A 12,876-nucleotide genomic window follows, 5' to 3' on the forward strand; every position below is an offset into this window, starting at 1 on the left:
TTCTACAATCAGCCGCTCTAAAAACGACCCACTTTGAGGTTTTCATACGTGCCTTTTACCAAGATATTATCCGTGACAGTATTGATATCGGTATGACCACAGAATGCCATAGATATATCACACTCTTTATAGATAATCTCAAGCGCGCGGCGCACCCCGTCTTCACCATACGCTCCCAATCCGTAGAGAAAAGCGCGACCGATCATCGTGCCTTTTGCGCCCAATGCGATAGCCTTTAGTACATCTTGACCAGAGCGAACGCCACTGTCTAGCCATACCTCGATATCGCTGTTTTCGGCTTGTACTGCCTGTACGATGTCTGCGAGGGCAGAGATAGAAGATAACGCGCCATCCAATTGACGACCGCCATGGTTTGAGACGACTAGGGCATCCGCGCCACTGCGAGCCGCCATAATAGCATCTTCAGGCTCCATGATACCTTTTATGATAAGTTTACCGCCCCACATGTCTTTGATACGCGCCACATCGTCCCAGCTCAGACGCGGATCGAATTGCTCTGCCGTCCAAGCAGAGAGTGATGACAGATCCTCAACATTTTGTGCATGACCGACGATATTACCAAACGTGCGGCGCTTGGTGCCGAGCATATTAAGACACCATTCTGGCTTGGTCATTAAATTTAAAATATTAGCCAATGTGGGTTTTGGCGGTGCGGATAGACCGTTTTTGATGTCTTTATGACGTTGTCCCAGCACCTGTAAGTCCGCAGTCAAAATCAACGCAGAACAGTTTGCTGCTTTGGCACGGCGAATCAAATTGGCCATAAAGTCCTGATCACGCATGACATAAAGCTGAAACCAAAACGGCGCACTGGTATTTTCAGCGACGTCTTCGATAGAGCAGATACTCATGGTCGATAGTGAAAAGGGCACGCCGAATTTTTCAGCGGCGCGTGCGGCATGTATCTCACCATCTGCCACATCATGCCGGTAAAACCCGTTGGGGCGATGGCTACAGGCATCTTGACTGGCTCACCGATCATACTCGTTGCCAGACTGCGGTTATCCATATCGACCAATACGCGCTGGCGCAGCTTGATACGGTCAAAGTCAGTCTCGTTATTACGATAGGTGGTCTCAGTCCACGAGCCTGAATCGACATAGTCATAGAACATACGCGGCACTTTACGCTCAGCAACGCGGCGCAGATCTTCGATTTCGGTGATTTTAGTTAAGTCTTTCATAGGTTTATCTCTTATTGCTGTTATGTTTTAACTAGAAGGCAACCTTAACCTAACGCTACTAGATCTAGTTTAATAGCGTCAGCTTGCCTGATTATCGTCCATTCAGTTTTCTACGGGAAAATTTGCCACAAAAAGACATCAGTCCAAAGAATGTTATGGGCCAGAGAACGGCTAAAGCCCACCACCATATTTGACCGAAGATGATAGCCATACCGATCAAACCTGCTTGCACGACATAATAAATCATCGCTAGCAGTGTTTTGCGAATCACATAGCCTTCTTTATCCACCAAGCCGACTACTGCGCAAGCAGCTACCACATTATGCACCGAAATCATGTTACCAGCCGCACCACCCACAGCTTGCAAGGCTATTACTTGTGCTGCAAGGTCGCTATTGAGTCCGATCTGATTGGCTGTTGACCATTGAAAATATGAAAACATCATATTGCTAATAGTATTTGAACCGGCGATGAAAGCACCCATTGCCCCAATCCATGGAGACACTAGCGGCCACGCATTTTGAAAAGCATCGGCAGCACTTTCAGCCAGTAATATTGGCATAGCCGGTAGCGCAGTAGCGACTTCAGCGGCTGAGCCTGAATTAATGAATACTTGTACCATAGGCACCGAGAATAGCAAAGCTGGTGCGGCAGCAACCATGGTCTTTGCCGAGTTACTCCAACTGCGCTTTACCGCTTGGCTATTCATTTTGAACAGTAAAATACATAATAAAGAAGTAATAATTAGAATGCTACCAGGAGAATAGGCGAGCTGTATCTTACTAGAGATTGTTGTACCAAAAAGATTAGTAAGGCTAATGGTTGTTAAATCCCCTACCAGAAAAGCTTTGAGTGGTGCAATCACTCGAGTTATGACCAATAAGGCAATCACAATGAAATAGGGCGAAAATGCACGAATTAAAGAGAACTTTGGGGTTGCTGAATCATCATATTTTACCTCGTCTAAAGTACCCAGCCAGTCTTTGTCCCATTTTGCGCGAGGGGCAAAATCAAAAGTATCTTTAGGCATCAAAAAACCACGCTTAGCAGCGGGAAGTACAATTAACAACCCAATGAAACCGCCAATGAGTGAAGGGAACTCAGGCCCTAGAAATTTAGCAACCAAAAAATAAGGAATAGTAAAGCAAAGACCTGCAAAAATGGCAAATGGCCATACTTTAAGCCCTTCTATGAAGGAGCGTTTTTCACCAAAGAACCTTGTCAAAAAAAGCACTTAAAATTAAAGGTATCAAAAACCCAATAAGCGCATGTACAAGGCCTACGTTAGCTGTAATCTGTAATAAATAATTTTCGGCAGTAGTAGGGGCAATGGACTGTGCTAAATCTTGTTTATCAGTAATACCAGACCAAACGCCAAGTAGTAGAGGCGTACCAACTGCACCGAATGATACGGGTGTAGATTGAATGATAAGAATAACCATGACCGATGCCATCGCTGGAAAGCCTAAAGCCAACAACAGCGGAGCACCCACTGCAGATGGTGTTCCGAATCCTGATGAACCTTCTACTAAAGAGCAGAACAACCATGCCACAATGATCGCTTGGACGCGCCTATCAGGTGAAATATCCATAAAGCCCTTACGTATGGCGACAAGAGCGCCGCTTTCTTTCAGCGTATTCAGCAGTAAAATAGCTGCGAATACAATGAATAAAATAGTAAGTGCCACAATAATCCCATTAACAGTAGCAGCCGCTACCTGAGCACCACTAGCGTGCCAAATGAAAAAGGCTAGCAGAGCTGTCACCAAATAGGCAATACTCATAGATATCTTAGCTGGCAGGCGCATAACTATGAGTAGTATGAATACAACGAGAATTGGCGCTAAGGCTAAGAAAGTGTACATAATTAACAGTCCTTATTGTTGTGTATACCAGCTTATTTTTTTACTGGTTTTAAAGTCATACTAAGTTATTACTATAGTCGATACACTCTAAAAATGTCATAGCGCTACTGGGATGGATTTTGCGCAGCCTCTGGGAACGCAGCACGCAAGTAAAATTTATACCAGTAGCGCGTTTAAATCCATAACAGTTTTACATTCAGCTAACTATATTTATTAAGGCGTGTTAAACACGCCCTAAAAGTTGCTCTTAGGTGCTTTCGCTGAGAATTGTATGTATATGATTGAACAGAGTGCAAGGTTAGAGAGTTGAGATTATTGATCAGTAAATCATTAGCATTAGTATAATCAATTTACCAAACAGAATATAAAAGTAGTCTAGCAAATATTGAAATACCATACTAGCTAAAATTAGCGGTAGATATTCTAATATAAGAAATTTAAAAGCTCTATAACATCAAAACAAAGTGCCGTTAGTTGTGAGCTAACAGTTGCTGTAAATCCATCACCGAAAACGGATAGTTTAATCGTTTGGATGGCGTCAAAATTACAGGAATAGTGGTGGCAAATTCCATCATCAGCGCCTCATCAAAGTCTGCAATATCGACATTTTGGTAGCTAATCGGTTGTACCGCCTGAAACTGAGTGATTATTTGCTCAGCGATGTCACATAAATGGCAGCCCGAGGTGCCCAGTAGCCACCATTGATTGTTATTTTCAGCAGTGTTTAGGCTTGGATTTGCTGCAATAACACGCGCTCGTAATACTTCTATATTATCATCGTGCATGGGTAGTCTCTTATCTTCATACTGATTGCAAAGCGCTGATGCTCAGCACGCGCTTATTTAAAACATAAAATACTTTAACGGTCATTACATCATAAAGAAGTGGGGTAAATAATGACAGCGATTGTGAGATTAGGTAAGATGACCTGCTATTGATCATTATTAATGACGAATGCTCAGCAGTTAATGATTGGCTATAAATGGCCCGTTTATAATCATCGATTCTTAGTTGATGTCTCATAGTTATTAATAGAGTATCTACCTTATCTTATTACTTTTTTTAACCACTCGGATATCGCGCATGGCAAGTTTTGGCACATTTATCAAACGTCTGTTATTGGCAATTATGCTATTGGTTGTCGCATTCCATATATTGGTCGTTGGGCTACTATTAATTTGGAAAACACAGCCAATTAATAACAGCATGTTTATGTTGACGCATCGCCTAACGGGCGGCACAGTCACTCAGACATGGGCTGAATATGATGCGATTGCCAAATCTGCCAAGCAAGCAGCGATTGTGAGTGAAGACTCGACGTTTAGTCAGCACAGTGGTTTTGACTTTAAAGGTATCAAAGCGGCGCAAAAGAAAAATGAAGAGACAGGCAAAATGTCTGCTGGTGGCTCAACGATTACTCAGCAATTGGCAAAGAACTTGTTCCTCACCTCACATCGCTCCTATGTCCGTAAAGCGGAAGAGGCTGTCATTACTGTGATGATTGAGACGCTATGGGACAAACAGCGCATTATGACCGCTTACCTAAATGTGGCGGAGTTTGGTAATGGTATCTATGGTATTGATGCAGCAGCGCATCACTATTTCGATAAGTCTGCGGCCAATCTAAACCGAGATGAGTCAGCCCTTCTGATTGCGATGCTTACCAATCCAAAGTACTACGAAGACAATCAAGGCGATAAGCGTTTACGTAACAAGCAACGTATTATCAAAAAAAACGCATGAAAAATGCGGTATTACCGCAAGCAGCTTCATAAATATAAATCATTAGGGCTAGGTTAGATTATAGGATCGGATGTTGTAGGATCGGCTATTTCGAATAAAACTAGGACATGCCCTAAAAAAAGACAGAACGATAAAAGATGATGGCGTATCGATAACGCAAAAGGAGTAGTGACGTGGTAGAGATGACTAGTAATCAGGGCAGTGGTGATGTTAACAAAATGATTGACGTTAATAATGTTGAAGATGGCGCTAATGATAATATTAATAAAGACATCAATATAGATAATAGCCAGAACGACTTGGCCGAAATCGAATGGCAACGCTCAGCAGATGGCAGCTATTCACCGAGTAGTTATATCAATCGTGATTTGTCTTTACTACAGTTTCATCTGCGGGTATTAGCGCAAGCATCTAGTTCGCGTCATCCATTGCTTGAACGCTTATTTTTCTTGATTATTTTTTTCATCTAATCTTGATGAGTTTTTTTGAGATTCGTGTCGCTGGTATCATGCAAAAGCTCAACATCGGTGATGTATCTACCAGTGCTCATGGCATGCGTCCTAGCGAAGTGTTAAACGAGATATCTATTATCACTCATGCTGCAATCAGCGAACAGTACCGTATTCTCAATGAGGATATCCTGCCAGCGCTTGCCCTTGAGGATATTCGCTACTTAAAACGTGATGAGCTAAACGCTGAGCAATCTGCATGGATGAAGCGTTATTTTACGGAGCAAGTCGTACCCGTATTGACACCGATTAGCATTGATCCGGCGCATCCATTCCCGCGTCTTGTAAATAAAAGTTTAAACTTTATCGCTACCTTGGAAGGCAAAGATGCGTTTGGACGCGATATCAACTTGGCGATTGTGCCTGCGCCGCGCAGTCTACCGCGTGTGATTCGCCTGCCAGATGAGCTAACTGGTGGCAAAGAGCATCATGTGATGCTATCCGCTATCATTCATGAGCATATCGGTGAGCTATTCCCTGGAATGAGTGTGACAGGCTGTCATCAATTTAGGCTGACACGTAATGCTGATTTAGATTTGGCTGATGATGTCGAAGATATTGCCAAAGCACTAGAAGGCGAGCTTGAAAACCGCCGCTTTGGTGATAAGGTGCGCCTTGAAGTCACAACCGATTGCCCAACGCATATCAGTGAGTATCTGCTCAATGAGTTTGAGCTGCATGACAATCAGCTATACCGTGTCAATGGCCCAGTCAACCTAACGCGTTTACTGTTTGACTTTAATATTCCTGCACTACGCTACCAGCATTTACTCATGTCGTGCCAAAGGCATTCCGCCGAGAAATGGATAAGTCAGATAAATCGACCAGTATGTTCGCTGCCATGCGTAAAAGCGATGTGTTGGTTCATCATCTTTTCATGCCTTTTCTCCGATTATTAATTTACTTTGGCAAGCGGCCAGCGATCCCAAAGTATTGGCAATTAAACAAACTTTATATCGTTCAGGCACCAATTCAGAAATCGTCAAAGCACTTGCTGCCGCCGCTCGTAATGGCAAAGAAGTCACGGCTGTTATTGAACTGCGTGCGCGTTTTGATGAAGCGTCTAATATCGCAGTTGCTAACTATCTACAAGAAGCAGGCGCGGTCGTGGTCTACGGTATCGTCGGTTACAAGACCCATGCCAAGCTCATGCTAATCGTACGCCGCGAGGAAGACCGAATCCGCCGTTATGTGCATCTGGGCACCGGTAACTATCACGCGGCCAATGCTAAGGTCTATACTGATTATGGTCTGTTTAGCGCCGACCCTGATATCTCAGAAGACGTTCACAAAATATTCCAAGAGCTAACTGGCATGGGTAAGCCTGCCAACCTCAAAAAACTATTACATGCACCGTTTACTTTGCATGAGAAATTGATGAGCTTTATCGATGATGAAATCGCTCATGCCAAAGCGGGTAAACGTTCTCATATCATTATAAAAGCCAATGCGCTCACTGAGCGCCGCCTCATTGATAAATTATATGATGCCTCGCAGGCAGGCGTTAAGATTGAATTAATTCTGCGGTCGATGTGTTGTTTACGTCCGCAAGTAAAAGGACTCTCTGAAAATATTACAGTACGTTCTGTTATCGGTCGGTTTTTGGAGCATACGCGCGTTTATTATTTCTATAATAATGGCGATGAGCGTTTATACTGCGGTAGTGCAGACTGGATGGATCGTAACCTATTCCATCGCGTAGAAGTGGCGTTCCCGATTGAGAACAAGAAACTGTTTAAGCAGATTTATCAAGATGGCTTAATTAACTACTTACAGGATAATACGCAAGCGTGGACACTTGATGGCACTGGCGTTTGGCAGCAGTCACAGCCAGCAGCAGGTGAGGAGCCACACGTCGCACAAGAGCATTTATTAAAAACGATTAATCGTGTCGAAGAGTCTAGCTAATTTGCAAAGATACCTTTAGGCGATAATCAGCTATTCGATTGTCTATCTAACCAAGCACTGGTAAATACTGGTGCTTGGTTTTTTTGTGCTCACCAATTGCAAAAGTTACAAACTGACTTGCAACCTCACAATTATTCACATATTGATACGGCAGTACACTGGTGCATTACCCAAGGTCATACCTATAATTAATATCAATTCCGACGCTACTTGAGAAGTATTGGTTGCTCATTTAAGCGTTGGTATAATCTCGAAACATATATCTATTTAATATTCCAAAACCACGTAATCAAATCATAATAATAGGAAATAAACCATGAGTACTACTAACGATGACAATTCAGATATCAAGCAAGCTGCAGAACAGGTAAATGGTCAGGAAGTTGAGAAGAACTTAGCAGAGAATAAAAAAGTCGACGCTCCTGAATCATTAAGCGAAGAAGAGCAAACGCCTTTTATCGATGATGATCTACGTACTGATAAGTAATCTATAACATCGAACATCGACCCAATAATTAATAATAACCAATAATAAAGCGAGGGACGCGCCATGACTATGCAAGAACCAGTAGTAACAGACACAGAGGAAAAGGTAATCGTGGATGACCCTGCTAGTAATCAATTAGAAAACCCTAAAGATAGCTACGCAGGGCGCAAGCACAAGCCTGAAATCGATGGCCCTGAGCAAGACTCACAAGAGACTGACGAAGTTTATGCTGATCCACGTAAAGAAGAGAATCTTCCAGCAGGTGGCAAGAACGCAGCAGAACTAAGTGCCTACGACTTGAGCCAAAAAGGTAATGAGTAAAGGACTATAGATAACAGCGTGCTAACCAAATCGATAAAATTATAAATATAGAAAGAGGATATGATAATGCAAGCCAAAGACTCAGCAATAGACAAGACAAAGGTACTAGGATCTGATGATCATAGTGCAATTGAGAGAAATACCACTGAGAACAAAGGGACTGATACTTTTGATGAGTCTGTGGTCGACTCAGAACACGTAAATGACAATGACAATCCAGCGCGCCAACCAGATCGTCGTGATCAAGAAGGTAGTACCGCATTTGATGACAATATCAATGAAGATACTGTCGGTAGTGCAGCCCCCAAGAGTGAGGGTATTAATGATTTAAATCGTTATGCCAATATTGATAATGCACAAACCCGTATTTTAAATCCTGATGAAAAAGATTAGATAGGTTTAAATCTCGAAAGATATATAGCGTTTCTTGGATTAGACGAGTAATTATTATAGTAGGGAGTACCAATGAATAACTCACATAATGAAAGCGTCAATAGCGATCATAACTTAAAAGATGCAGATGATAATAATGGTATTGTCCCTGATGATGCATTACAGAAAGCAAATCCAGCCGCAGCAGAAAAAGCTACGGAAGATCATGATCCGCATAATGTTGCCAAGAATCATAAACAGTATGATAGTCCACTGATGGAAGATAAAAAGTAAGAATTAACTATATCGGTAGCTATTAGTATTTGTACATAAATAGGCATTTGTACATAAACAGAAAGGCACTGTGTTTGGTAAGAGTATATAACTCGTATCAAACACAGTGCCTTTTTTGCTTACTATATTTTTACTTTCGACATTGTATAGATAGACATGTTTAAGTAAGGCATGGGCTTTAAGCGGGTGTACCACTATGAAAGCGTAGCTCAGCATCTGGGCTAATTATTAATTCAGCCTCTACTTCCTTAAAGAAAGCAACTCGCTCATCGATATTCTCATCTGACAATGATTGAGCAAGCGCGAGATAATCCTCGAAATGACGGCTCTCTGACTTGAGCAGATAACGATAATATTTTGCTAAGCGTTCATCATCGATGACTTCGGCCAATGCTGCAAAACGCTCACAAGAGCGCGCCTCAATAAATGCCCCAATTATTAATACATCAACCATCGCTGCTGGCTCGTAAGTGCGTTTATGCTTCAACATACCTTTGGCGTAGCGTCCAGCACTTAGATATTTCCATTCCTGACCGCGCTCATTCATGATACCCAGTACTTGCTCGTAGTGCAGCATCTCTTCTCGTATCAGCTGTGCAAGTTTACGCTGCAAGTCATACGAGAACTCATAACGAAATATTAAATTCATCGCAGTGCCAGCGGCCTTTTTTTCGCAGTTAGCGTGGTCTTGAATGATCATAGGTAGATTTTCAGTCGCAGCATCTACCCAAGCTTGTGTGGTTCGAGCACCCAAAAAGCTGTAAACAGGAGAAAGGTCTACCTTTATAGGAGTACGTAGATGCGTAATATCGATGCTATCTTCTTCAGGCAGCTCTTTTTCAGCACTATTATTTACAGTTTGAGAGAGATTTTCTTCGACAGAATTTTTCTCGATATTATCGTTATCTATCGTATTTGCTGTTGGTTGTAATGTTGCGAGGTCTTTTTGATTGATAGTCATAGTCTAAGAAAGCTTTATTTATGAATGGTAATACCAGTAATTATATCGTTAGTCTGACCTAGATACGATGCTAAATAACTGACAGTCATCAATAGGTGTTTATTAATAGATAACGGTTAAGCATAATTAAAGGTGCCAATGATTACTTACTGTTTATATTAACGTTGCTGCATCTATTTCCCAGATGATGATTATAGCTCCTAGAGTAGGCCACTTATACATTATCATTATTAAACAGCCTAAGTATTTACTTAGTGAATGGTGTTTCCTTGTTAATTTTATTATTTGATAGTAGGATGAGATTTTGCTATTTAAGCATTTCGTCTTACTTTTATGATTCACTCTTAGTAAAGAGTCAGTCTAGTATTAATAGGTTACCTTTTACTAGAACATCAAATTTGTAGATATATCTTCTCGGAAAAATTAGAGAATCAAAGATTCCACAACGAATGAGATATGAACATTTAAAACCTTACAAGATTAAAAAAATCTTAAACAGTTACTGTCACAACTCAGTATTAGTACCCCTCACGAACAGATAAGGATAACAATATGAGCCAGTCTTCTAACACCAATCGTATTCAAAAAGGCAGTCTTGCCATCGATCAGCAGTTATATGACTTTATTGAAAACGAAGTACTACCGAAAGTCGGTGTGGATTCAGACGATTATTGGTCAGGTTTCGAAAAGGTTATTAAAGAATTTACCCCGCGCAATAAAGCGTTGCTTGCGACTCGTGACAAGATTCAAGCGCAAATTGACCAATGGCACCTAGATAATCCTGCAAAAAATGGCGAAATCGATTATCCAGCTTATAAGACATTCCTGCAAGAAATTGGTTATCTGCTACCTGAAGGCGAAGCGTTTACGGTTGATACCAAAAACGTCGATGACGAAATCGCGCACATCGCAGGGCCGCAGCTGGTCGTACCAGTTCGTAATGCTCGTTATGCGCTTAACGCGACCAACGCGCGTTGGGGTAGCTTATACGATGCTTTGTATGGTACCGATGTTATCAGCAGTGATAATGGACAAGAAGCGGGCGGTAGCTATAATCCTACTCGCGGTGCTGCTGTTGTCGCTTACGCTAAAGCCTTCTTAGATGAGCACTTCACACTAGCATCTGGTTCTTACAATGATGTGACTGGTTTTAAAGTAGTCGATGGCAAGCTAGAAGTCGTACAAGGTAATAGCAGTACCGAGCTAAAAGATACGGCTAAGTTTGTCGCTTCGTCGGTGACGCTGAATCTCCTACAGGTGTACTGTTAAAGAACAACGGCTTGCATGCTGAGATTCAAATCGATAGCAACCATCCAGTGGGTAAAGACGATCCAGCAAACATCAAGGACGTACTGCTTGAGTCGGCTATGACAGCCATTCAGGATTGTGAAGACTCTGTTGCTGCTGTAGATGCAGAAGAAAAAGTCGAAGTCTATCGTAACTGGCTTGGCTTAATGAATAGCGACCTACAAGAAACCTTTGAAAAAGGCGGCAAGACGCGTACACGTAAGCAAAACCCAGATCGTGAATATAACACGCCAGATGGTGGCAAGCTGATCTTGCCAGGTCGTTCGCTATTATTAATTCGTAACGTCGGTCACTTAATGCAGAACCCTGCCATCTTAGTCGATCTAGGCGATGGTCAAGAGCAGATATTTGAAGGCTTGATGGATGCTTAATCACGCCACTATTATCACTTAATGATATTAAAGGCAAAAACGAGCTATCAAACTCGCGTCAAGGCTCAATGTATATTGTGAAGCCAAAAATGCATGGCCCTGAAGAAGTTAAAATGGCCAATGACTTATTTAATGCATCAGAGGATCTATTAGGTCTAGAGCGCAATACGCTCAAAATCGGCATCATGGACGAAGAGCGCCGTATGACGGTGAACTTAAAAGAAGCAATCCGCCAAGCTAAAGAGCGCGTTATCTTTATTAACACAGGTTTCTTAGATCGTACTGGTGATGAGATGCATACCAGCATGAATGCAGGTCCATTTGTACCAAAAGGCGAGATGAAATCGCAAGCATGGCAGCTGCTTACGAGCAGTGGAACGTCGATATCGGTCTAGAGACAGGCCTACAAGGTCGCGCGCAAATCGGTAAGGGTATGTGGGCTAAGCCTGATGAAATGAAAGAGATGATGGATACTAAGGCTGCTCATCCTAAGTCTGGTGCTAGCACTGCGTGGGTACCATCACCAACGGGCGCTACCTTGCATAGCATACACTATCATCAAGTAAGCGTGGCTGATGTACAGGACACGCTAAAATCACGCAAGCGTGCTAGCTTGGATGACATCTTGACCATCCCATTGGCGAAAAATACCGATTGGACTGACGAAGAAAAGCAGCAGGAGCTTGAAAACAATGCTCAAGGTATCTTGGGTTATGTCGTACGCTGGGTAAATCAAGGTGTTGGTTGCTCCAAGGTGCCTGATATCAACGATGTCGGTCTCATGGAAGATCGTGCTACTTTGCGTATCTCGAGCCAACATATTGCCAACTGGTTGCATCATGGCGTGGTTAGTGAGCAGCAAGTGATGGATACGATGAAACGCATGGCCAAGGTCGTCGATGAGCAAAATGCAGGCGATGATGACTATCAATCAATGGCAGATAACTTCGATAGCTCTTATGCATTCAAAGCCGCCTGTGATTTAGTCTTTAAAGGACGTGAGCAGCCTAGTGGTTATACTGAGCCATTGTTACATCAAGCACGTTTGGATCTTAAAGCAAACGCTTAGAACAATAGATTAAATATGACAGGCATTTGAGCATACTTGATGAGCAAGTATGCTAGTCAGTCTTGCTCATTTGTAACTAATGAATTTGCTCAAATAGATTATTAACTTCTTAATTAGCGCTATTTATTTTTTAGTAAATAGCGCTTTATTTTGGACTATTATTCGATGTTTATTATAAAAATTTAAGAATATTAGTAATCATATTAACCAATATTATTCGTATCTAATTGAGTAAGCGGAAGTTTTTTTAACAATCGTTCAAATAAAATGAAGGGTCTGTTATTTGATAATGGATGTATCGAAAAGGCAAAAAAAATATGTTGCAAATTATGTCAAAGTTGTTATGCTTGTACTCGAAGTATGAGTTTGGTAACCGATGTTACGCAATGGAAGGATAAAAACTAAAGATTACATGGCAGTTACTTTTTTAATCCCAGTTATGTAAATCATGGTTTTTTTCATCT

General features: G+C 41.9%; 7 protein-coding genes and 4 pseudogenes. 7 read left to right on the plus strand and 4 right to left on the minus strand.

All coding sequences use genetic code 11. The features are described from left to right. Positions 1 to 17: 17 nt before the first annotated feature. The 3 genes and pseudogenes from TT11_RS06955 to TT11_RS06965 form a co-directional block, all read right to left on the minus strand. A pseudogene (locus tag TT11_RS06955) lies at positions 18 to 1,204 on the minus strand (L-lactate dehydrogenase). Positions 1,205 to 1,295: 91 nt separating this feature from the next. After that, positions 1,296 to 3,069, minus strand: a pseudogene (locus tag TT11_RS06960) (L-lactate permease). Positions 3,070 to 3,539: 470 nt separating this feature from the next. Next, on the minus strand, positions 3,540 to 3,854 hold the full coding sequence (locus TT11_RS06965; protein WP_261869758.1) for a glutaredoxin family protein: 315 nt from the start codon (positions 3,852 to 3,854) through the stop codon (positions 3,540 to 3,542). Between the two features lie 298 nt (positions 3,855 to 4,152). On the opposite strand from TT11_RS06965, the gene mtgA reads away from it, so the two are divergent. From mtgA to TT11_RS06995, 6 genes and pseudogenes are all read left to right on the plus strand, one after another. Continuing rightward, positions 4,153 to 4,812, plus strand: a complete 660-nt coding sequence (mtgA, locus tag TT11_RS06970) for a monofunctional biosynthetic peptidoglycan transglycosylase (protein ID WP_261869760.1) — start codon at positions 4,153 to 4,155, stop codon at positions 4,810 to 4,812. A 218-nt stretch (positions 4,813 to 5,030) separates the two neighbouring features. Further along, positions 5,031 to 7,229 (plus strand): annotated as a pseudogene (gene ppk1 / locus TT11_RS06975) (polyphosphate kinase 1). Positions 7,230 to 7,545: 316 nt separating this feature from the next. Next, positions 7,546 to 7,716 carry a hypothetical protein gene (locus tag TT11_RS06980; protein ID WP_185156594.1) on the plus strand — a complete coding sequence of 57 codons (171 nt, stop codon included), beginning with the start codon at positions 7,546 to 7,548 and terminating at the stop codon, positions 7,714 to 7,716. A 63-nt stretch (positions 7,717 to 7,779) separates the two neighbouring features. After that, a complete protein-coding gene (locus tag TT11_RS06985) occupies positions 7,780 to 8,037 on the plus strand; it encodes a hypothetical protein (RefSeq protein ID WP_261869762.1) in 258 nt (85 codons plus the stop codon). Between the two features lie 66 nt (positions 8,038 to 8,103). Then, a complete protein-coding gene (locus tag TT11_RS06990; protein ID WP_102092250.1) occupies positions 8,104 to 8,430 on the plus strand; it encodes a hypothetical protein in 327 nt (108 codons plus the stop codon). A gap of 72 nt (positions 8,431 to 8,502) precedes the next feature. Further along, on the plus strand, positions 8,503 to 8,703 hold the full coding sequence (locus TT11_RS06995; RefSeq protein ID WP_261869765.1) for a hypothetical protein: 201 nt from the start codon (positions 8,503 to 8,505) through the stop codon (positions 8,701 to 8,703). A gap of 178 nt (positions 8,704 to 8,881) precedes the next feature. Here the strand turns inward: TT11_RS06995 and TT11_RS07000 are convergent, their stop codons facing one another. Then, entirely contained in the window at positions 8,882 to 9,664 is a 783-nt protein-coding gene (locus TT11_RS07000; protein WP_261869766.1) for a tRNA-(ms[2]io[6]A)-hydroxylase, read from the minus strand. Positions 9,665 to 10,216: 552 nt separating this feature from the next. Between TT11_RS07000 and TT11_RS07005 the strand changes: the two are divergent. Beyond that, positions 10,217 to 12,412 (plus strand): annotated as a pseudogene (locus tag TT11_RS07005) (malate synthase G). Positions 12,413 to 12,876: the final 464 nt, after the last annotated feature.

The organism is Psychrobacter sp. JCM 18901, assembly GCF_000586435.1.
GTDB lineage: Bacteria > Pseudomonadota > Gammaproteobacteria > Pseudomonadales > Moraxellaceae > Psychrobacter.

What these genes read in the sequence shown, in the direction of transcription:
- TT11_RS07000 (WP_261869766.1), bottom strand. Translation starts at nt 9,664, where the DNA reads ATGACTATCAATCAAAAAGACCTCGCAACATTACAACCAACAGCAAAT.
- TT11_RS06965 (WP_261869758.1), bottom strand. Translation starts at nt 3,854, where the DNA reads ATGCACGATGATAATATAGAAGTATTACGAGCGCGTGTTATTGCAGCA.
- TT11_RS06990 (WP_102092250.1), top strand. Translation starts at nt 8,104, where the DNA reads ATGCAAGCCAAAGACTCAGCAATAGACAAGACAAAGGTACTAGGATCT.
- TT11_RS06985 (WP_261869762.1), top strand. Translation starts at nt 7,780, where the DNA reads ATGACTATGCAAGAACCAGTAGTAACAGACACAGAGGAAAAGGTAATC.
- mtgA (WP_261869760.1), top strand. Translation starts at nt 4,153, where the DNA reads ATGGCAAGTTTTGGCACATTTATCAAACGTCTGTTATTGGCAATTATG.
- TT11_RS06995 (WP_261869765.1), top strand. Translation starts at nt 8,503, where the DNA reads ATGAATAACTCACATAATGAAAGCGTCAATAGCGATCATAACTTAAAA.
- TT11_RS06980 (WP_185156594.1), top strand. Translation starts at nt 7,546, where the DNA reads ATGAGTACTACTAACGATGACAATTCAGATATCAAGCAAGCTGCAGAA.